We start from the raw sequence: 19,953 nt of genomic DNA on the forward strand, positions 1-19,953 counted from the left end.
TACCTTTGACAAGGCGGTTGCTACTGCCCTGCCGGGTATCTTTTCGCTTTCCACATTTTGTGACGTTTGTCAGAATTTTCAGCGTGACGGCATACAGAGGGAGCATCTTCAAAAATGCAAATTTTTGGGCGCCAACATGGATACAGATGGTGACATCGGTGCGGCCTGTTTGCGACGTGTACTGCTGGAGTACACGACCAGGGCTATAACGGAAGCGCTACATGCGAGCGGCGGCCTTGCCGATTTGTCGATTGCCGCTTTTGCTTTGTATTGCACTGTATCGAGAGGCCTGTGCGATCAGCTGCCCTCAGCGGGGGCGCGGAAAGCCTACGCCCGCTTCTTGAACAGCGCCGAAGCCCCGCTGGCTGCCCGGATCTCATCGGCAGTTGCCCGCAACGCCTCGGACAACTCTTCCATCCTGGCTTCTGTCAACCGCACCAGCGGCCCCGCAATCGTGACCACACCGATCGCGCCCGAGGGCGACAGCACGGGCGCGGCCATGGCGGACATGGAGGGCGCGAACACTTCGCTGATGGTGCTGAAGCCGCGCTTGCGTGCCGCGTGCACAAAACCGAGCAGCGCCTTCACGGTCGTGGGGGCCTTGGGCCCGAAGTCTTTGGGTGGGCCGAAGCCTTGTTGGGCCACCAGGCGCAATGCCTCTTCATCGCTCATGGTGGAAAGCCAGGCATGCCCGGCGGCGCTGCAAGACAGGCGAACCGACAGGCCCATGTCGGGGTCGTAGCGCAGGCCACGGCGTGCACCCTGCGCTTTGGCGACGAAGGTCAGGTCGTCGCCATCAACAACGGCCAGACGCACCAGTTCGCCGGATTCTTCGGCCAGATGGTCGAGCAGGGGCTGCGCGACATCGACGATGCCTGAGGCGCTCAAAAACCCCAGGCCCAGCGAGACCAGTTTGATGGTGAGAACGTATTCGCCCTGCTCACGCACCTGGCGCACATAACCGCAGCGGCACAGCTCTGCCAGCAGGCGGTGGGTAGCGCTGAGCGGCATGTCCAGGCGGGCTGCAATCATGGACACGGTTTGGCCTTCGGGGTGCGCGGCCAGTTGCTCCAGGGTGTTGAAGCTTCTTTCGAGAAGGGTGCTCATGCGGTTTGACTCTCTGGTTTCGCCGGTTTGCCGTTTGCCGTTTGCCGTTTGCCGTTTGCCGACATTTAGCCATGGCTTGGAAACTGGTTGCACTTCAAATAATAATGGTTTTCCATTATGGAAAGACTTTCCACTTTATCGGATGATTCGCCGGTCTGGGGTGCGATCTGGCCGAACAGCCTTGCCCCGCCCCTTTACCCTCCCCCTCTTTCTCCGCAATAAAAGGACATCCAGATGCAGTTCAATCGCAGGTCACTGACCCTGGCAGCCGCGCTGCTGGCGCTTTCATCCGCCCCGGCGTTGGCCCAGGACATCCAGGAGCGCACCATCAAGTTCGGCCACCTCAACAATGCCGACCACCCGGTAAGTTTTGGCGTCAAGCGTTTCAGTGAACTGCTGGCAGCCAAGAGCGGCGGCAAGATGAAGGTGCAGGAATTTCCGGCTTCAACGCTGGGCAATGAGCTGCAGCAACAGTCCGCCCTGCAAGGCGGCGTGCAGGAAATGTCGGCGCCGGCCACCACCTCTCTGGCGGGCATCGTCAAGGAATTCGGCCTGGTCGATTTTCCTTTTTCAGTCGCAAACTTTGCGCAGGCGGACGCGCTTCTTGACGGCCCGCTGGGCCAGGCGCTCATCGCAAAACTTCCGGAGAAGGGACTGATCGCACTGGGTTATTGGGACCTGGGCTTTCGCAATGTCACCAACAGCAAACGCCCCATCACCAGGCCGGAAGATCTGGACGGCCTGAAAATCCGTGTGATTCCCAATCCGGTGTTCCTGGAGACCTTCAAGGCCTTCAAGGCCAACCCGGTGCCCATGCCGTTTGCCGAGCTCTACGGCGCGCTGGAATCCAAAGCCGTCGACGGCCAGGAAAATCCTTTTGCCGTGATCCAGTCCAACAAGTTCTACGAAATCCAGAAGTACGTCAGCGCCACCAACCATGTGTATGCAGCCAATATCGTGCTGGTGAGCAAACGCTTTTGGGACAAGCTCTCACCGGCCGAGAAAAAGATCATGAACGATGCGGCCGCCGAAACGCGCGACTACCAGCGCCAGGTCAGCCGCGCCGCGGCGCAAAAAGCCGTGGGCGAGCTGCAGGCCAGGGGCATGCAATACAACGAGCTGAGCCCGGCTGAGCAGGGCCGCATGCGGCAAGTGGCCAAACCAGTCGTTGAACGGTTCATGAACGCTTACGACCCGGTGACCACGAAGCTCTACACCTCCGAACTTGCACGCATCCGCAAGTAAACCAGCAGTCATTATGAAAATTCTTGTCCTGCACGGGCCCAACCTCAACCTTTTCGGCCGCCGTGAACCGCATATTTACGGCACGACCACGCTGGCCGAAATCAACGCCAGCCTTCAATCGCTGGCCGCCGAGCTTGGGGTTGAACTGGAAATATTCCAGTCCAACCACGAAGGTGCGCTGATCGATAAATTTCACGAGAACATCGACAGCGCGCAGGGCGCCCTGCTGAACCCTGCAGGCCTGACCCAGCACGGCGTGCCGCTGCATGACGCGATCAAGGCCATGCCCTTCCCGGTGCTGGAGATTCATATGAGCAACATCGCCGCGCGCGAAGCGTGGCGCAGCCACTCCATCATTTCGCCCGCGGTAAAGGCGACCATCCAGGGCCTCGGCTGGCGGTCCTATACCGCCGGCTTGCGGGCACTGGTTGAAACGCTGAAGGATGTGAAGGCGGGCTGACCGGCAAGCGGGACGGTTGCCGATCGCAGCGGTGGCGCTGGGCCGAGTTCCGCGGTGAGTAGTTTGCGCAGAGGCTACAACCGCGGCGGGACAAGCCAGATCCACAAGGCCGCGGCGAATCCGATCCAGACCAGCACGATCACGACCGCAGCAACCCGGCTGCGCGGCTTTGAGCCCTGCGTCTTCACCCACTCATCGGCCCGGTTACGGCAATCGGTGAGCACCTCTGGGGGCAGGAGCCTGATGGTCAACCAGATCAATCCGGGGAGCAACAAGACATCGTCCAGATATCCAAGCACCGGGATGAAATCGGGGATGAGGTCGATGGGGCTCAGCGCATAGCCCACGACGAAGAGCCCAAGCGCCTTCGCATACCAGGGCGTTGCCGGGTGCTTGCCGGCGAACCAGAGCGTCAATCCATCGCGCTTGATCCGTCTGGCCCAATTGTCGAGTTTGCCGCGCACTGTCATGCGCACAAGCATGCCACAGCGATTGGAATGATCACATCGATTGCACCGATTCCGTCGGTTTGCAGACTGTCGTTTATCAGGGCCCGTCGAAGGTCTGTGAAGAAATGTTGAGTTTTGCGAGCCGATCCGTGTATGCCCTACCTGTCAGTTCTGACAGGGGGATGAGGGTTGTGAGCGGAGCGATTTGAAAGGTCGCAGGCCTTGGGTATTTCCAAAAAACCCGGTGCTCATTCGCGAGTTTGTAAGGCGGAATAGGTATCGACGATCAGACAAGAGCAGTCATCGCCACACAAGGTTTTTCAGCACTGGCAAGCTCCAGCCATATTGGCGAAAGGCTGTCCGGTTGACCGTGAAAATAGGCAAAAAATTCCTGGGTGCATCCCCGCACCTCGAATGCAATTCACACATTCTGCTTACAGAAGTTTGAAGCTGGAATTCAGTGAATAGTTGCGTCAGCCTTCAGTGCAGTTCAGCAGCCAGGTCAATCAAGAATTTTCGGTACTAATTGCTCCTGCAATTGGAGGATGTGAGGGGGTGGCAATTCTCTTATGTTTGCGCTTCCAGGCACTCGGTTTCTTCTTGCTTCCTCGCGAAAGCAGGCAGAAGCCCCTGAAGTAGCCGCAATAAAACGGGGGATGTTGATGAGTGCAAGATTCGGCTTCCAGTTGCTGGGATCCTCAGAATCCCTGGCGAAAGTGCGCACGCAGATCGAGCGTGTCGCCAGAGTTGATGCGGCGGTTCTCGTCGAGGGAGAGACAGGCACCGGAAAGGAAATGGTGGCACGGGCCATTCACTACGGCAGCAAGAGGGCCGACCGCGCTTTTGTTCCGGTCAATTGCGGGGCGCTGGCCGAAACCCTGGTTGAAAGTGAGCTCTTCGGTCACGAGCGTGGGGCTTTCACTGACGCAAAAGTTGCCTCGCTCGGACTTGTCAGCGAAGCCGGCGGCGGCACACTTTTTCTTGACGAGGTCGACGCGCTCAGCCTCAAGGCCCAAGCCGCGCTGCTGCGTTTTCTGCAAGATGGCAGTTACCGCCGCGTCGGCGGGAGTTCGACCAAACAGTCTGACGTTCGTATCGTCGTGGCCAGCAACGCCAACCTCAACGAGCTTGCCGAAGCACGCCGTTTTCGCAAGGACTTGCTGTATCGCATCAACGTGTTATCGGTCTATCTGCCAACGCTGCGCGAGCGCGGCGACGACGGGATCGAACTTGCCAGGATTTTCCTGACGCGGCTCGGCCACCATCATGGAAGGCCGCAGGTTCGCCTGACGCCGGCATCGATCGCATTTATCCAGAGCTACACGTGGCCGGGTAATGTGCGTGAGCTCGAGAATGTTGTCCAGCGAGCTTTCTTGCTCTGCGACAGCAACGAAGTCGATATCAGCCAGGCAATGTCACAGCCCCGCGGCGAGCGTCCCGCTGCCGAACCGGCGGTCTTTCGCACAGCCAAGCAGCAGGCCGTCAAGGAGTTCGAGCGGCTGTATGTGAGCCGCTTGCTGATGCAAACCAACGGCAACCTGACTCAGGCGGCACTGATCGCGGGACAGGATCGCAGCGCTTTCGGACGGCTGGTGCGCAAACACAGCCTGAGCCCCAGCCGGGCCCAGGCCGCCACCGCTACCCGCGCCGGTGAAGCCTGAGTCCGAGCGTGCTTGCGAAGTACGGCCTTGTCCTGTTAACCCTGGTATTCGGCATGGTGGTCTTCGCCGCCGGGTTGCTTGCGCCTTCCTCATTCAAGGAAGGTGTGGCAAAAATAGCGCAACAAATCGGAGCGAAAATCCCGGGCCGTGCCACTCCAGGTACAGGGGCGGCTTCCACACCAACCGCAACACCTGGCAGCACACCAGCCGCCGCTGCCGCTTCTACAGTCGCTGCGGCCCCGGCAAGCGCGCCGGCCGTCGCGGCATCGTCACCCCTGCCTGCGGCCAGCCTGATATTGCCGACGGTGGCCACGGCTTCTCCCAGCTTCGCGCTGCAGGCGGCACAGTTTTCGACGGCGCAGCCTGCCAGCCAGCTGGCTTCGTCAATACAGGCACAAGGTGTCACCAGCACGGTCGTCCTGATGGGCGAGCCCGCGGGCGGTTCATGGTCAGTGGTCACCGTCGGGCGTTTTGGCAGCGCGGACGAGGCATTGTCCCAACGCAACTACCTCTCGCTCAAGCTCGGGCTGCCACCCAATATGGGCACCATCGCATTGCCGCCCCCACCCAAATAACAACTCAGCGCAGCAAGTGCGCTACCGGGTGCCGCTGCTGTTTGTTGACCCAACCAGCCTGGCCGTAGGTGTCGACATAGCAGACCGCGAGCTGTGCCATGCCAAGCGAGCAAAAGTAAACGTACAGGTTCGCATCCTGCTTGGGGGCCATGTACCAAAGCCACGGGCGGGTGGCCAGGCCCCAGCTGCCAACCCGGTGCACGAGAAGGTCGGCCTGGCCGAGGTCACTGACGAGCGCGACACGGATGTCGGCGTCACCCATCGTGGGGGATTCATAGATGCGCGGCATATATTTCTTTGTGATCGGGGTTTTCCTGCTGCCGCCGGCGAGCGGTCTGCCGGATCGGGGTCATTTGTGTTTCAGACCGCCGGCGACTTCGGCACGGCACTTCACACAATACGCCATGGCGTCACCCGCGCTGACCTCGCTGGTGGCGTGGTGGTGCACATCGGACAGCGCACCGTGCTGCTGGATGTCGTTCCAGGCCATGAACGACGACTCCTTCGCCGCGTACTCGTGCCAGCTGTCCATGCCGGTCATGCTTTTGGCAAGGCCGTCGAGCGTAGCCTGGCGTTGCTGCACGAGCGTGCCATGTTCCGCAACGCGTGTCGCCTCGGCCGCCTGGTACTTGCTCATGAGCAGGTTCTTGCGCGCATTTTTTGTGTTGGCGCCGAAGGTCGGTGCAGCTGCCGGCACATAAGCCGGCACGGCTGGTACCAGCCCGGCCGTGAACGCGTCGAGGTGTGCCGCCGCATGGGTGTTGCCGCGCTGGTTAAGTTCCTGGTGCGCAGCGAGAAGGCTGTGGCCCTCTGCACAGGACAGTCCGCGCTTGTCCTCAGCCGGAGTCTGCTGGACATGCCGGTCCATGAGTTTTTGTGCAAGCGGATGGTCCGCGTGGTTGGCCTTCATATAGGCCACGCGGGCCTGGTATTTCGGCACGCCGGCGCCTCCGTCCGGGACCGGTTTTTTGGCCCAGGCGGTGTTTTTTCCCGTCACAGAAAGCGAATCACTGCCGCCGGTCAGGCGCCCTCCGCCTGGCGCTGTGACCGTCATCGTCGCATGTACGAGATCTCGCGGCGGAGCAGCGGTGGAAGGCGATGCCGTACGCGTCGTCTTCGGGCCTGACTGCGCTGTGACCGGCTTGGACAGCGCTGGCGTTTGTCGTTTGGATGCCATGGTTTACTCCCTCTGAAAACGTGCATATTTTTTCCCGGGTGACACGACCGGTATCTGTAACCTGGCTCCGGACTGCGAAAATTGCCGCATGCCGGGCTCGTGCCCTGCAGCGCAACGGCCGCGCAGCCGCCCGCACGGCCAGCGTGCCGGTTGCGCTGTGTTTGAGACGGCCTGAATCCCCGTTTCTCCCCGCCATCTACATGCCGACGCCGCGGCCGGTGTCGAGTTGTGCCGCAACAAGGCGGCGCCGGTCTTCTTCAACCGCAGACAGATGGCCACCTGGATCAGTCACTTCAGCCGCCTGCTTCCTGAATTTTTTGGCAGTGGACTGCAACTGTGGGCCCTGCAGTGCAGGCAGCCGCGGATGACTCAATATCTCCGACCCGTAGGCCTCCATTTCCCGTTGCGGGCTGGTCGTGGCCTTCATGACTGCCGGGCTTTTACGTTGCGCGACGTGTGTCATCTCATGACCAACAGTGCGAACGAGCTTGCGAAAGCTGTCCGTGTTCTCGTCACGAGTGATCTCTTCCAGCGCACGTTTTCCGTAACCTTTTTTCATCGTCAGCGTGATCGGCTTCGTCCTGTCCTTTTTGGCGCTGTAGCCGCCACCGGTCGAAGCATGACCGGCATCGTCCCTCACCTTGACCTTGTCGGGCATCGGCAGTGTGCCGTCAGTGGCCCGATGGACTTCAGTCGCGGTGGCTTTTGTAACCGCACGTAGCGACAGGTGGCTCGGATGCGATTTCGGCAACGCATTGCGCGTGGCCATAACGTTGGCAAACATGTCCCAATGGTCGAGCGGCGCTCGGCCCTGCGCCGCTCGCTGCTTGACCGCCAGCTGGGTCTTTGTCGGTGGTTTCACGGCTGGCGGCACGCCCACGCCCTGCTGCGGACCCGGGTTTTGCGCAGAGGCATTTTTCTTTCTGAGTAGCATGATGTTTCCTTTCAGGTTCAGAATGTGAAGCCCGGGCCAGCCACCCACCGGACAGGGCTCAGCGGCGGTTCGGTCAGGGTCTTGTCATTGGCCATTTCGCGCAGGCTGCTGAGGTCAAGCCGGGGAGTCGCGCCGCGCCAGCGCCAACGGCGGCAGCAGGCAGCGAGCCGAGATAGCGACGTGTCGACGGCTTGAAGGCGGCGTCCCTCGCAAAATTGGCGCGACGCGCCATCCTGGCCCATACCATGCTTTACCTGCCCGGCGCGATGCGCGCTCTCATTTTCCTGCCTGCTTGTACATGTCGGCGAGGCCGGCGCGCTGTTCGGTGACAACGTCCTTCAGATGGTTTTCATGCGTGGCATCGATATGTCCGGTGCTCCGGATGCGCGTGAGCATCTCAAGCTGGCGGTCCATACCCCACTCTGCGTCCTTTTTAGGCACCACGCCCTGCTGCGAAGGGTTATCGAAGGGACGGGCATCGTGAATCGTCGGTTTGCCGAAGAGCGTCGCGGGTGTGGCTGTTGACCGGAACTCGACCTCAAGCGTTGCCGCGTAGTGGTCCTGCGTCGTGCCCATCGGGCCGGCGAAAGGTACCTGGCCATGATGAGCGTTCAGCAGGTAGGCGCGGTGGTGCTCGACCACTGCACCGCTTCCGGTCGTGAGCTTGCGCCGGTGTTGCGTTTTATTCATCGCCGAAGCCGGCAGGCGTTTGCTCAGAGAAGCACCGGCGCCGCTTTTCCTCGAACTGCCGGCTGCCTGGTGCAGGGAGTCGGGACTCATGTGGTCGACCTCAACCGGTGCCTTCGATGGGGTCTTTTTGTAGACCGACTGCTGCGCGTGCGTGCCGATGACTTTTTTGGGGCCGCGTATCGGCCCATAATTGCTGGGCGCCGGGCCCAGCCTGTCCTTGGCGGTCTGGTCCGCTGTGTACCGTCTCGATGCCATGGTCAAACTCCTGGTGGGTTAAGAAAAAACGCGGGGTTATCCGCGCCACGTGTCAAAAGCCGTGCGTTTTATAGAGATCAGCCAGTTCACTACGCTGCTCGGTCACCACATCCATCAGGTGCTGTTCGTGCTCGCCCGTGATGTGCCCGGTGTTCTGGATGCGCTTGAGCATGTCGAGCTGCCGGTCCATACCCCATTCGGCATCGAGTTTCGACACCACTCCCTGCTGCGACGGCTTATCGAACGGCCGCGGATCGTGAATCGTCGGTTGACCGAACAAGGTGGACGGCGTCGCGGTCGAACGGAACTCGACCTCAAGCGCCGCCGCGTAGTGGTCCTGGGTTGTGTTCATGGGGCCGGCGAACGGTACCTGCCCGTGATGCGCATTGAGCAGATAGGCCCGATGCGCCTCGACCGCGTTGCCGCTACCGGTTGTGAGCTTGCGCCTGTGCTGGGTCTTGTTCATCGCAGCGGCCGGCAGCCGCTTGCTCAACGATGCACCGCCACCGCTCTTGCGCGAGCTGCCAAGGGCCTGGTGCAGCGAGTCGGGACTCATATGGTCGACCTCGACCGACGCTTTCGACGGTGTTTTTTTATAAGTCGACTGCTGCGTGTACGTGCCGAGCTCCTGCTTCACGCGTTTGATCGGCGGGAAGTTGCTAGGAGCAGGACCAAGCAGGTCCTTGCTGATCTGGTCGGCTTTGCGTTTGCGGCTGGCTGCCATGGTCGATCTCCAGTTAGGGTTGAAAATGCTTCAGGAAGGTCCAGGCGGCGCCGCCCTTCATCGAGTAACCGATTGCCTGATGCAACGAGCCGGGGCTCATATGGTCGACCTCCACCAATGCGCCCGATGACGCCTTCTTGCAGGTCAATTGCCGCGCATGGCTACCGATCTCGAGCTTGGGCTGCTTGACTTTCGGGTGACAGCTTCGCGCCGGTTCGAGCTTGCTTTTGCCGATCTCTCCAACCCTTCCTTTGCATTCCATGGTTTCTTCTCCTTCGGTTGAAAACAGAGTCAACGCACCAGCGGCTCCCCGATGCATTCGCACACGGCCGCGAGCCGGCGCTCGAGTTCGTCGTGAGTGCAGGCAAGCGCGCCAGGCAGCGCGAGGTGCATGAACCGGTAACCCACATCGTCGCCGCGCGACTCGTGCCCGAGCGTGTCAAAACCGGCTTTTTCAAGCAGCCGGTGCGAGCGCGTGTTGCCCTCGTGTACCGAGGTGAACAGGTGCCGCACCGGGCCACCGGCGAGGCTTGCCGTCAGCAGCCGCACCGCACGCGCACCAAAGCCAGTGCCTTGATGCTCGACACCTATCCAGAAATGGATATGCGCCATATCGGCCTCGCGGCGCAAACCGACGGCACCGACAAAACCTAAATTCCGGTGAACCACTGCATATTCGGTCCCCTCGCTGCCGCCTACATGGGCAAGATAGGTTTGCGCCTCTGCTTCACACGTAATTGGCGGCAATCCGGCCACCACGGCGATGTTCGGGTCCCGGTATTGATGCAGCCATGCCGGGATATGCAGGACATCAAGTGGCTCGAGCGAGAGCTCATCGTCGCGCAGCGCGTCGGCTTCATACCAGTTGCTGGCCTGCCAATTGGCCAGCCGGCGCTCCAGCAGCTCATGCATGCCTTGTGCCTCAGGATGACCGGCATCCAGGCGCAGACATTCCCGTACGACGCGCAATGCAGTGGCGCTGCGCCCGGTTTCCGCCTCCAGCCGCGCACGCAGCAGCAGCTGATCGATGCGAGAAGCCGTCGGCGAATCGCTGTCGGGAGTTTCGGCGAGCACATCACGCGCCAGCGCCCACTGACCCACATGCACCAGCAGGCGTGCCAGGCCTGTCCCGGCATCACAACGCTGACGCTGTGTCATGTGCTGCCACGTGCGTGTCAGGCTGCGGTGCAGTGTTTGCAGTGCACCTTCGTCCGCAGCGTCCAGCAGGCGAAGATCAAGGCTGTCGAGGATGGATTGGAGAGCCCAGGGATCATGACCCGAGCAGCGAAGGCGAAAATTGATTTCGTCAACGCTCTCCACAGGACTGTGGGGAGCCCCGTGCCACCAGCGCTCCGCTGGATGGTCTTCATCTACCGTCTCGACCAGACTGCTCCAGCTTGCGGCATCCATGCCGATGGCATCGTCGCGGCAGGCCATATGCTGAATGCATCCCGATGCGCCCCACTCCAGATGCGCAACATGTGCGCCGGCGCTTTCCTGATGCATGCCAAGCGCATGGAAATTGACCGGCAGTCCCAGTTCACCAGGAGCGAGTTGTTCAGGAAGCGCCATGCAGTTAAGCCTGATCTGCCGCTCATCGGCGACTCCCTGGTCTGCCGCCAGCAGCAAATAGCGTCCGGCAGAAAAATCGGCAAGCGCATCCAGCAGGGACAGTGCGGCGTTTGAAAGCAGAACAGTGGCACTGATCAGGCTGGCGCGGTAATGGCCCAGCAGCGCGGAAGCGGCTGAGGCAAGCTCATCCTCCGCCAAAGCCTGCCATTCGGAAACCAGCGCAAAACGGCCTTCGCTGCCTGGCTGCGCCTGAACCCGCGCCTGCAATAGTTCGCCGTAGTGCACACCGTACAGTTCTGCCGGCAATGCGGAGAACCCGCCTGCCGTCATCGCGACCACCGGGTTGCGTGACCCGAACAGGGCAAAGCGGTTCGCACCGAGCAAAAGCGGGTGGCCGCGCCGAGCCTGCCAGCTCGCCTGGTCAAGCCAGCCGCGCGCGACAAAAGGCTGAAGTGCCGGCTGTTTGAGCAGCGCCAGTGCCGGTTCTTCACCGGCCAGCGGGCACAGCACATACCGGACGGGCCAGCCGAGCATGCCGCAGGCATGCATCTCATCGCGCAAAGTGGTCAACACCATCGCAGCCAGGGCGCCGTCATCCGGACCCACGTTCAGGATGTAGAGTGGTTGCGACAAATCCAGGCTGCCCAGGCGTTCAAGCCTGCTCCAGTACATAACTACGGCACGCGCCCAGGCGCGCCCCAAGCGCGGGCCGGTCAGGGCGGCAGCAATGCCCGAACGCTCCTTAAATAGAAGGGACGGCAGTTCGCAAAGGTTTTTCCAGACCGAAGCGGCGATATCCATCGCCACTGACGGGGTCGACGGATCAGTCCCCAGGGAAACCGGTACGAGAAGCCCTTGGGGTTCAGATGATGCGATCATGTTTCCTCCCGCGCTGCGGGTGTTTCAAGCCCTACCAATTCGAAGATATTGAGTTGGCCGCCAAGACGGATAAACACTTCCTTGTAGAGCTCTGCGGTGTTGAGCCGTCCCCATTCGATCGCACGGCGTATCAGGTAAGGCGCCGGGCTGTGCGGATCCATCTTCAGCAACGCCTCCACCAGTTGCTCCAACATTGCGTAAACCTGGCGCCGGTCATCGATGGCCCACATCTGGTCACCCACAATGACCGTTTCGTCGGACCCCGCAACGGTGCCAGGCCCCGGCTCGGAATCCCCGCTCACCGTCGCCAGCTTTATCCCGCGCCGCTGCAGCTCAGATTCGGCCAATGCGTGCAGTTGAGCCAGCAAGCCGGCCAGCGCCGACAGACTCGGTCCGTCCACCGCGAAATGGCGGTCGATGCTGTCCCTGAGCAGTTGCATCGCTCCCAGCGCATCATTCAACTGCTGGTGCAGCGCCTGATACCAGGCCAGGGGCGTCGCGGCCATCGCTGCAGTGATCGTTTCCGTGCTGGCATGCTCCTCCTCATCAGCGCTGCTAGCTGCGGCCGCGGCGGCCGGGGCCAGTCGTTCGCGGTGCATGGCAACTTCCCAATCGGCGAGGTTGTAATTGCGATGCATGCCCGTTGAAGTCATGGCGAGCTGCTTGAGCACAAACGGCAAACGGTTGTTGAGCGAACGCAGGATGTTGGCTCGGTGTTCGCCGCCGGAATCAGCGTCCTGGGGGTAGAGATCGTCCCAGTAATCACGCAACAAGCCATCAAGCAGCAAAAGGCTGGGAGCTATCGCAGAAAACCCATGCTGGTTCACTTCGGCCTCAAGCAGCCAGGCAGCGACCTGCAGGTCCTTGGATTTGGAACAAAGGGCCTCGGTGGCGACACGGCTCACCACTGGCCAGTCCGCTCGCTTGAGCTTGTGCTCCCACGGACCCAACGGCAAACTCGCATCGTCCTCGCGTCTGGCGTTCTGGATGGTGTTGTAGACACCATTGCCTTTGACCGAATAACCGGCGGGATTGCCCGCGTCGATCGGGTCGAGCAGGGTCTCGAGCGAACATCCAAGCCGTTCGCCGAAGTAACGCTGTGATCGGGTCATCAATTCAGTGTTCATGGTTTTGCTCGCTTTTGCGTGGAAACATCTTGCCGCTGCGGTGCAGACTTGGGGAAAGGTCCCGGCCAGACCAGGCTGGTACTGGCCTGGGATTTCGGATCGGTGCCAGACAGGGTCAAGCCGAGGTAGAACGTGGCCTGGCCCGTCGTGACAACCGGGGCTGCTGTGGGTGTCGCCTGGGTCGTGCGCTGTATCGGCACGCTGAATTCGAGCAATGCCTTGCCGGGCTTGAGGGGATCGGCCGGTCGTGCCGGCGCAGGCTGGTAGCGCTGCAGCATGCGCAGCAGCGCCCAGTTGCCGCTTTCAGTAAACGAAGCTGTGCTGCCTTCGGCCCGGTAGCCGCTTTGCGCCGGGTAAGCAGCCGGTCGCCAAACAGACAGCTCGGCCCAATTCAGATCAAGCGCGAGCACCTGGCCGTAGCTCCAATCCACGGTTGACGGCTTTCCACCCGGATAGCTCGCCACCCGTGAACCTGAGCTCACAACCCAGCTCACGACCTGTTCACTGCCAGGCGACTCCTGGGGTAGCGCACGGAAAGTGATGTCGAGCTTTAGAGGCTGCGGTGCTGCGCCTATACCCAAGCCTGGCCGCAGAAACTGATCGGCTGCATCAAGTTCACTGAGGAACCCGCGTGCCGAAACGACCCAGCCAGGGCTGCTCAGGCTTGACAGCGACTGTTGCAGCGATTCACGTTGTGCCGCGTAGTCACTGAAGAAGGTCTGTACCTCAGCCAGCGAGGCGTCCGGACTGCTGGTCTCGCCGAACGGAAACCGCCCCTTGAGCCGGCTGTTGAACCGTTTGGCCAGGGCATCGTAGGCAGTGGTTGCCTGTTCGGTACGACGATCGACACAGCGCAGATTCAGTTGCGCAATCAGGTCGCGCCGCCTCTCCGAGAACATGTCGTTGCCGTAGTCGGCTGGCTGGTAGGCCGCCAGCACCTTGCCACAGTTCGCATAGGTGAGATCGGCAATGGTCTTGAGGAAAAGCGTGTCGAGCGCGCCGACTTGCTTGCCCGGATCCTTGAACTGCACGTAACTGGTGACCTCATTGATCGTATTACTCCAGTACGGCAAGGTTTGCGCGTTGTCGCGCTGCGCATCGTTGACGCCGTCAGTGTTGCGCAACAGATTCACGAAAGGATCAGCGTAGCCAGCGAGTACCTGCGCGCGCGCAACCTGCCGCGCGAGGTAGTCGCGTATCACCGGTGTGGTGCCCAGGTTCACGAGCAGGCCGTCGGCAGGACCGGCCTCGGGGTCATAAAGCCGGCTGCCACTCACAAGGCCTGAGACGCGGCCCAGAGCATCCGATGAAAAGTCCCGCGCGCACTGTGAAACGCGTCCTGCGCTCGCTGTAAAGCCGAACTGGGTATAGAGCCGCAGGTTGCCGATCAGCGGATCCAGTGCGCGCGAAAAATCACCACTCTGCTGCAAAAGCTGCTGGTCTGCCGCCGAGACCGCGTCAAGTCCCTGAAGCACGAACGACTCAGTTGCCGCCGACTGCGCCGAGCGCATCGCGTCATTCATGACCTGCTCAAGCTGCGCCCTCGCAAGCCGGTCGAACAGCGGCCTGCTGGTTGCCGGCGCACCGAGAGGCGGCAGTCCCTGGCCTGCTGCGAATCGCTGGTAATCAGCAGCGTAATTCATGGACCGGCCGAGGTCTGCCAGGCGCCAGCCCGGCGCTGAACTCACGCAGGCGAAGGCCTGCGGGTTCCGGACCTGCATGAAAGTCTGCTGTAGCAGGCTTTCGAGGCCGCGTACCTCTGCCGACAGTGCCGGATTCATGACGAGACTCTGGCCCTGTGCGATGAGCAGAGGCCCGTAGGGCGAAAGCTGCATGCCGCGCAGCACCTGCATGGCCGGGTTGTAGCACCTTGCCTCATCAAAACCGCCGTCACCTGCCAACAGGTCTTTCGGATAGCTGTACTGCGTCACGAGGGGCGACAGCAGTTGCCGCAGTTCCTTCGCGTCATCGGCGCAAGGGTTGTTGTTCGGGTCCGATGGCACCCATGATTTGGCGACCCAGACCAGCCATGAGGTGAACCGCCTGGTGTTGTCAACAAGCGGCCCTTTTGCCGGATCAACCTTGGCCAGGAGGCTGGGGCCCATCGAGGCCTCAGCAAGCAAATCGACATGCAGTTGCCGGCTGGAATTCGCCAACTGGCGCGCCCAGTTGCCGCGCGAACGCTCGGGCACATTCACCACGCCGCTGTAAGGCACTTGCTCGAGCGAAGCGGCAACCACGCCGCCGGGCCGCGCCGCAGCAAGGGGCAAGCCCGCTCCGTAGACGTAGAGATAAATCAGGTTGAGATCATCCAGCTTGCGGACGGTGGATTCGGCGGGTATGGCAGTCAAGCGTGCGAAACGCTGGAGCTTGTCTTCCAGGTTGTTCACCTCCAGCGCAAGCACCTTCAGGTTGGCACGGGTTTTGGCATACGCCGAGTTGTTGACTGTGATACCGGCAAGCGTCGGCTCGGACGCCGCGACCAGACCAGCGTCGAGCCGCGCGACCCGCGCCTGCAGGCCGCAAGCCAGTGCCGGAAACACCGTGCGCGCCATCACGGTACTGGAGACAGCCTGCACCGCGTTGTTGCTGGCACGCCGATCTACCCAGGACAACGGCATCGTCGCGAACACCAGGTCGATATCGAGGGCCGAGGCCCGGGACAGCGCATCGTCAATCAATGGGCGGCCGGCGCAGCTCTCCTGTGCATCTGCCAGCGCCTGCGACTGGTAGAGAGCGGCGATGCTGCGACCCAGACCATCAACCTGGCGCTGCAGCCGCCAGCCCGATAACACCAGCGCCAACAGCAGCAACCCGGCCAGCACGATGCAGGCTTGCTGAAGCCGCAGCAGCCCCGGCTCACGCGACCAGAATGATGCCAGCGTGGCGCGCGCCAGCCCGCATTCCCCCAACGCCTTCTGCGTCAGGACGTCTTCGGAAAACGAGATATCGGCACGCGGCATGCCTGCTGGCGCGCCGGTGTCTTCGATGCAGCCCGTGAAATAGACACCTCGGCACAGTGCAGGCTGCGTCGTCGCCGTGTCGTGAAAGACCTCGGCCAGGTAATCGCGCAAGGGCGCATGCAAACGCTCGAAATGCCTCGGAAACAGAAAAAATGCATCAGCGTCGGCAATCTGCTCCTGGGCCGCAGCGGCCTCTACCTGGATTTCCTTGAGTCGTTCACCGATGTCAACAAATGCCTCGTCAATCCACTGGACCGGGCCGGACTGCAACAGGCCGTCGCGCGCCGACCAGCCAAACATGCCTGCCCTCTGCGAACGCCCCTGCAGACGCCAGTACGGAGCAAATCCATCGACCGCGTCGCACTGGCTGACGATCACGTAGACCGGCAAGGCCAGGCTGGTGGCGGCACGCAGGTCATCGAGCTGTCGCCGGGCATCGAGCGCGAGTTGAAGCACACTCTCACGGCCCATGCCCAGCAAGTTGCGGGAGGAAACCACCAATAGTGCCCCGTCAAGTGCACGTTCGGGGCGCAGGTGGACGAGTCCGCGCAGCACGGTTTGCCAATCTGCCGCGTCGGGCCCGGTTTGACCGGCAGCGCTGAGCTTGCCTTGCGGGTCTATGAGTTCACCCTGTGCCAGGCTATGCCAGGCTGTGTGGGGCACGCCGGCGATCATCGCCGCCTGTGCGTCTGGCCGTTGCTGGACCTGGTGCAACGAAGCGATCAAGCTGCTTTTACCAGCGCCGGCCTGTCCAATCAGGATGACCCAGGTTTGCTGGTAGCGCTCCCGTGCGGTTCTGGACAGCACGGTACGCAGCCCGCGCAACCAGGCCAGGAACGACTGCCAGCACGTTCGCCAGAAACTCCCCGCCAAAACCGGCTTGATGGCGCCGGTGGCCACGATCAATTTGGCCCGGCGCGAGCGCACGATCAGCCACAACACCAGAATGCCGAATACTGCCGCGACCGCAGCAAGCACGCCAAACCAGGTACTGCTGTTCATGCTGCTCATCTCAGACACCCGCAACCTTGACCAGCGGCTGGATCAGCCATAGCCAGAGCGCCGACGACACCAGCACAAAGCCAAATGCATAGCCCATCGCCAGACGCAACCACGGGCGAAGGGGCGCGACCCGTGCATCGGCAGTCGACTTGACCGTGTGTTCATAGGCTTGCACAAACAGCCTGCCGTCAGACTCTGCCGGTCGGCCGTTGACAAAACGGTACAGTCGCTGGCGCAGCGTGTCCAGGAACAGCTGGCCCTGCGCTCCCCGGTGCATTCCCTTGAACCCAAGCTGCAGCGCGAGCAGAAAGCAGGCGGCGAGATCGCGATGCAGATTGGATCGGGACACCACAGCCAGCACCTGCTCCGCCATGTCGAAGAAGCGTCGCCCGGCCTGGCGCGAACCGAACTGCCGGTGCTCAAGCAAAACCTCGAGCCAGGCGTCCTGCGCCGGCCACGAGAGTTCAAGGATGAATATCTCGTCAGCCAGCACCACCATCACATAGCTGGCTGCCGTATAGGCGCGTTGCTGCGCCTCACTCGCGGTAGCCCGCATATCGCGTGCCTGGCCGGCCAGAAGGTCGGCCAGGCGCAGGCTCACACGGCCCGCGAGTTCGGCCGGCTCGGCCGGTGCCGCACCGGAGACCCCCAGGTAGGCTTGCAGCGACCCGCGTTCGCTTTCCTGCCGCACGCGCGCAACCTCCTCATAGAACTGCGCAAAGCAGCTCAGGAGCGGCATTTCGGGCAAAGCGACCGGCTGCATGGCTGCGTCTTTCAGGTCCGCGTGCCTGCGGCGCGCGGACGATAAAGCAGAATCATTGCGGGCGGGGTTCCCGGTGACTTCTTGTCACCGCTAATGACGAGGTTTTGTCCCGGGCCGAACAGTCTGGTCTCGCCCTCCTTGAGCTGCAGCACCTGGTTGTCGACTGCAAACAAGGCGGCCCCCGAGCGAAGGTTGCGCTTCGCAAGTTCCTCGGCGGTCAAAAGGCGTGGCCTTGCAGTCACGCGCAGCCGGGCTGCGGCAGGCAGCAACGCCTCGCTCGCAATGCAGGCGTCAAGCAACCAGCGTTCCAGTGACGCGCGGCCATCGGCCCCCAGGCCCTGGCCGCCTTGCGGCCTGAGCTCGACAAGCAGTTGTTCACCCGCGTCAGGAGGCAACACATGTGTAAATGTGCCGTCGGCATGGCGTTCAAACGGCTGCAGCTCGAAACTGGTATTGATATAGCTGAGCTTGCGCACCACATAGTCCAGCGCACGCCGGAACTGCGGCGAACAGTCATCGTGCTGATAAGCGTCCAGCACCGGCGGGATGGGATTGGCGCCGAACGATGCCATCGCGCCAAGCAGGAGCGCCAGGCTGTCGTAGACCGCGCGCGGGCTCGACTCGGGGCGCTGCACGATGAGGCTGAACTGAGGCAGCACGGCAGCCAGCCGCCGGGCCATCTCCAGGTGCTTGCGGAAATGGGCACCCTGCAATTCATCGTCCTCGGGGCCGTCGCTTTCCCGGTTGGCGCCCAATTCGCGCAGCTTGAGCCACAGCGCTTCATTGAGCAGCTGAAGCCGGTGCCGCAAGCCGGTTGCCTTGAGAAAATCGCCGGCCTGCCAGCACAGCATGGGTGGGTGGTAGGGCTTGAATTCGACATGCCTGTTTTCTTCGCGCCGGAACAACTCGAACAAGGGGCACACCTCGTAGCCGGCCGGGGCTGCGACTTCGGCTGACAGCGATATCGCCGGCCGCAGGCGGTCGACCGGCACCGATCCGGTCAGGGTGTTCTCGTCAAGCGATACCAGGCCGTGCACAACCTCATTGCGTGCCGGTGTCGTATTCCAGTGATTGGAGGCGTTGCCCCTCACGGGCATGATCAGCGACAACCGCACCCCATCCGGCGTGCGCTGCAACTGCGCGGTGACATCAAGTTCGAGCGCTTTTCCGGTGTACGAGCCAGGAAACACAACCGGCGTGCCGTCGGGCATGATGCATTCAAGCCGTTTGATTGCGACGATACCGGCCTTGAGCTTCACCATATCCAGCTGCAGCAGGCTCAATCCCCAGAAATCCGGCGCGACGCACGACAGCCGGTACCTCAACTGCTCCTGCCAGTAAACATCGCTTTGCTGGAAATGCTGGGGTGACAGCAGCATCCCTTCGATCCACTGGACACTGTCGGGCAAGGCCGGGCCAGCCGCAGCTGAGAACAGTTTCGCCGCAGGCTGGGCGGCTTTAGGCGCTGAAATGGTTTCGGGCATGGGTTCTCCAATCATGAAAGGCAGCTCGTATAGCTGATCTGCGTGCTACGCAGTGTGATCAAAGCGCATTTGTAGGCAGTGATGTTGGCGACAGCCTGACCGCCGGCGCTCACATAGCTTGCGTAGCTGTAGACATAGACGGCCTTGCCATAACCACTGGGCAGGGGCTGGTTGGTGACCGTGCTGCCAGGGACAACCTGCACACCAAGCACTGCGATGCCGCTGGCCAGACCGGCTTGCAGCGCGTCGCGATTGGCAAACCAGTCGGGTGAGGTCTTCGGCAAGACGGCCGCCGCGTTCTTGTCGAAGACAAACACCAGGTCGACCTCGGTTCCCATATTCTGATTGGCATCGAATTCAGCGACGATGTTCAGCGTCTTTAGCGGCGTAGTGGGGCTGTAGTCCAGCGCGTAGCTGATAAAACCGCAGCCGGAAACAGCCAGCAATGCCGCTGTGCCGAGAAAAGCGTTGACGATGCGCATGATCATCCCAGCACCATCACGCATACCTGCGAAGGTGTGATCGACATACCGATCGCGTTGCCTATCATGCCGTTCTGCCCGACCACACTGGTCAGCCGTGTCGCAAACACACCGCCCATCGCGACCTTGAAGCTACCCATGAGGTATCGGTCCGGCCCAATTTCCATGCCCGAAACCACGCCCAGGTTGACGCCAGGCTCGTCGCCGTTGCTCAACGTGCCCTGCGTCACCAGGTTTTCAGCGAGTCCGCCGCCGATGATCACGCAGGCTTGCGAAGGAATGTGCGAAATCGTGATGACGATATTGGGAAACGGAATGGGCACCGGCCCCACCGGCGTAGGCACCAGACAGACGTCGGGAAACGCGAAATTGATGACGCAGAGGTTCGTATTGGCGAACATGGT

The 19,953-nt window shown here is 61.7% G+C and carries 19 protein-coding genes; 4 read left to right on the plus strand and 15 right to left on the minus strand.

Annotation, left to right across the window (positions count from 1 at the left end; translation table 11 throughout):
* Positions 1-327: 327 nt before the first annotated feature.
* On the minus strand, positions 328-1,107 hold the full coding sequence (locus tag AC1DZE_RS11295; RefSeq protein WP_477700040.1) for an IclR family transcriptional regulator: 780 nt from the start codon (positions 1,105-1,107) through the stop codon (positions 328-330).
* Positions 1,108-1,341: 234 nt separating this feature from the next.
* Between AC1DZE_RS11295 and AC1DZE_RS11300 the strand changes: the two genes are divergently transcribed.
* Positions 1,342-2,352, plus strand: coding sequence for a TRAP transporter substrate-binding protein (locus AC1DZE_RS11300; RefSeq protein WP_477669962.1), 1,011 nt, complete (start codon positions 1,342-1,344; stop codon positions 2,350-2,352).
* Between the two features lie 13 nt (positions 2,353-2,365).
* Entirely contained in the window at positions 2,366-2,812 is a 447-nt protein-coding gene (locus tag AC1DZE_RS11305; protein WP_477669963.1) for a type II 3-dehydroquinate dehydratase, read from the plus strand.
* 74 nt (positions 2,813-2,886) lie between these two features.
* On the opposite strand, the gene AC1DZE_RS11310 is transcribed toward AC1DZE_RS11305, so the two are convergent.
* Positions 2,887-3,282, minus strand: coding sequence for a YkvA family protein (locus AC1DZE_RS11310; RefSeq protein WP_477670212.1), 396 nt, complete (start codon positions 3,280-3,282; stop codon positions 2,887-2,889).
* A 641-nt stretch (positions 3,283-3,923) separates the two neighbouring features.
* Between AC1DZE_RS11310 and AC1DZE_RS11315 the strand changes: the two genes are divergently transcribed.
* Positions 3,924-4,922: a sigma-54 interaction domain-containing protein gene (locus tag AC1DZE_RS11315; protein WP_477669964.1), complete on the plus strand. Its 999-nt coding sequence runs from the start codon at positions 3,924-3,926 to the stop codon at positions 4,920-4,922.
* Positions 4,923-4,930: 8 nt separating this feature from the next.
* Positions 4,931-5,497 carry an SPOR domain-containing protein gene (locus tag AC1DZE_RS11320; RefSeq protein ID WP_477669965.1) on the plus strand — a complete coding sequence of 189 codons (567 nt, stop codon included), beginning with the start codon at positions 4,931-4,933 and terminating at the stop codon, positions 5,495-5,497.
* A gap of 4 nt (positions 5,498-5,501) precedes the next feature.
* Here AC1DZE_RS11320 and AC1DZE_RS11325 read toward each other — a convergent pair whose 3' ends face one another.
* From AC1DZE_RS11325 to AC1DZE_RS11385, 13 genes are all read right to left on the minus strand, one after another.
* On the minus strand, positions 5,502-5,786 hold the full coding sequence (locus AC1DZE_RS11325; protein WP_477669966.1) for a 7(1) septoil knot domain-containing protein: 285 nt from the start codon (positions 5,784-5,786) through the stop codon (positions 5,502-5,504).
* A 60-nt stretch (positions 5,787-5,846) separates the two neighbouring features.
* The gene (locus AC1DZE_RS11330; RefSeq protein ID WP_477669967.1) at positions 5,847-6,674 is read right to left on the minus strand and encodes a hypothetical protein; all 828 of its coding nucleotides are present in this window, start codon (positions 6,672-6,674) and stop codon (positions 5,847-5,849) included.
* Positions 6,675-6,870: 196 nt separating this feature from the next.
* Positions 6,871-7,656 carry a hypothetical protein gene (locus AC1DZE_RS11335; protein WP_477669968.1) on the minus strand — a complete coding sequence of 262 codons (786 nt, stop codon included), beginning with the start codon at positions 7,654-7,656 and terminating at the stop codon, positions 6,871-6,873.
* 228 nt (positions 7,657-7,884) lie between these two features.
* Positions 7,885-8,553: a hypothetical protein gene (locus tag AC1DZE_RS11340; RefSeq protein WP_477669969.1), complete on the minus strand. Its 669-nt coding sequence runs from the start codon at positions 8,551-8,553 to the stop codon at positions 7,885-7,887.
* A 52-nt stretch (positions 8,554-8,605) separates the two neighbouring features.
* Positions 8,606-9,277 carry a hypothetical protein gene (locus AC1DZE_RS11345; RefSeq protein ID WP_477669970.1) on the minus strand — a complete coding sequence of 224 codons (672 nt, stop codon included), beginning with the start codon at positions 9,275-9,277 and terminating at the stop codon, positions 8,606-8,608.
* Positions 9,278-9,290: 13 nt separating this feature from the next.
* A complete protein-coding gene (locus AC1DZE_RS11350; protein WP_477669971.1) occupies positions 9,291-9,539 on the minus strand; it encodes a hypothetical protein in 249 nt (82 codons plus the stop codon).
* A 29-nt stretch (positions 9,540-9,568) separates the two neighbouring features.
* Positions 9,569-11,728, minus strand: coding sequence for a GNAT family N-acetyltransferase (locus AC1DZE_RS11355; RefSeq protein WP_477669972.1), 2,160 nt, complete (start codon positions 11,726-11,728; stop codon positions 9,569-9,571).
* Entirely contained in the window at positions 11,725-12,855 is a 1,131-nt protein-coding gene (tssA, locus tag AC1DZE_RS11360; RefSeq protein ID WP_477669973.1) for a type VI secretion system protein TssA, read from the minus strand. The genes AC1DZE_RS11355 and tssA overlap by 4 nt, the downstream gene beginning before the upstream one ends.
* Complete coding sequence (locus AC1DZE_RS11365) at positions 12,852-16,820, minus strand: type VI secretion system protein (RefSeq protein WP_477700041.1); 3,969 nt, start codon at positions 16,818-16,820, stop codon at positions 12,852-12,854. The genes tssA and AC1DZE_RS11365 overlap by 4 nt, the downstream gene beginning before the upstream one ends.
* A 10-nt stretch (positions 16,821-16,830) precedes the next feature.
* Positions 16,831-17,583, minus strand: coding sequence for a DotU family type IV/VI secretion system protein (locus AC1DZE_RS11370; protein ID WP_477671746.1), 753 nt, complete (start codon positions 17,581-17,583; stop codon positions 16,831-16,833).
* Positions 17,584-17,594: 11 nt separating this feature from the next.
* Entirely contained in the window at positions 17,595-19,067 is a 1,473-nt protein-coding gene (gene tssK / locus AC1DZE_RS11375; RefSeq protein ID WP_477671745.1) for a type VI secretion system baseplate subunit TssK, read from the minus strand.
* A gap of 11 nt (positions 19,068-19,078) precedes the next feature.
* On the minus strand, positions 19,079-19,549 hold the full coding sequence (locus AC1DZE_RS11380) for a hypothetical protein (RefSeq protein ID WP_477671744.1): 471 nt from the start codon (positions 19,547-19,549) through the stop codon (positions 19,079-19,081).
* Between the two features lie 2 nt (positions 19,550-19,551).
* The gene (locus tag AC1DZE_RS11385; RefSeq protein WP_348049148.1) at positions 19,552-19,950 is read right to left on the minus strand and encodes a DUF4150 domain-containing protein; all 399 of its coding nucleotides are present in this window, start codon (positions 19,948-19,950) and stop codon (positions 19,552-19,554) included.
* Positions 19,951-19,953 lie beyond the last annotated feature (3 nt).

The organism is Polaromonas sp. P1_F1, assembly GCF_056405795.1.

Excerpts from the sequence above, each read along its gene's own strand:
- AC1DZE_RS11325 (WP_477669966.1), bottom strand. The coding sequence starts at position 5,786 with ATGCCGCGCATCTATGAATCCCCCACGATGGGTGACGCCGACATCCGT.
- AC1DZE_RS11330 (WP_477669967.1), bottom strand. The coding sequence starts at position 6,674 with ATGGCATCCAAACGACAAACGCCAGCGCTGTCCAAGCCGGTCACAGCG.
- AC1DZE_RS11380 (WP_477671744.1), bottom strand. The coding sequence starts at position 19,549 with ATGCGCATCGTCAACGCTTTTCTCGGCACAGCGGCATTGCTGGCTGTT.
- AC1DZE_RS11295 (WP_477700040.1), bottom strand. The coding sequence starts at position 1,107 with ATGAGCACCCTTCTCGAAAGAAGCTTCAACACCCTGGAGCAACTGGCC.
- AC1DZE_RS11355 (WP_477669972.1), bottom strand. The coding sequence starts at position 11,728 with ATGATCGCATCATCTGAACCCCAAGGGCTTCTCGTACCGGTTTCCCTG.
- AC1DZE_RS11315 (WP_477669964.1), top strand. The coding sequence starts at position 3,924 with ATGAGTGCAAGATTCGGCTTCCAGTTGCTGGGATCCTCAGAATCCCTG.
- AC1DZE_RS11370 (WP_477671746.1), bottom strand. The coding sequence starts at position 17,583 with ATGCAGCCGGTCGCTTTGCCCGAAATGCCGCTCCTGAGCTGCTTTGCG.
- tssA (WP_477669973.1), bottom strand. The coding sequence starts at position 12,855 with ATGAACACTGAATTGATGACCCGATCACAGCGTTACTTCGGCGAACGG.
- AC1DZE_RS11300 (WP_477669962.1), top strand. The coding sequence starts at position 1,342 with ATGCAGTTCAATCGCAGGTCACTGACCCTGGCAGCCGCGCTGCTGGCG.
- AC1DZE_RS11385 (WP_348049148.1), bottom strand. The coding sequence starts at position 19,950 with ATGTTCGCCAATACGAACCTCTGCGTCATCAATTTCGCGTTTCCCGAC.
- AC1DZE_RS11305 (WP_477669963.1), top strand. The coding sequence starts at position 2,366 with ATGAAAATTCTTGTCCTGCACGGGCCCAACCTCAACCTTTTCGGCCGC.
- AC1DZE_RS11365 (WP_477700041.1), bottom strand. The coding sequence starts at position 16,820 with ATGAACAGCAGTACCTGGTTTGGCGTGCTTGCTGCGGTCGCGGCAGTA.
- AC1DZE_RS11310 (WP_477670212.1), bottom strand. The coding sequence starts at position 3,282 with ATGACAGTGCGCGGCAAACTCGACAATTGGGCCAGACGGATCAAGCGC.
- AC1DZE_RS11340 (WP_477669969.1), bottom strand. The coding sequence starts at position 8,553 with ATGGCATCGAGACGGTACACAGCGGACCAGACCGCCAAGGACAGGCTG.
- tssK (WP_477671745.1), bottom strand. The coding sequence starts at position 19,067 with ATGCCCGAAACCATTTCAGCGCCTAAAGCCGCCCAGCCTGCGGCGAAA.
- AC1DZE_RS11345 (WP_477669970.1), bottom strand. The coding sequence starts at position 9,277 with ATGGCAGCCAGCCGCAAACGCAAAGCCGACCAGATCAGCAAGGACCTG.
- AC1DZE_RS11350 (WP_477669971.1), bottom strand. The coding sequence starts at position 9,539 with ATGGAATGCAAAGGAAGGGTTGGAGAGATCGGCAAAAGCAAGCTCGAA.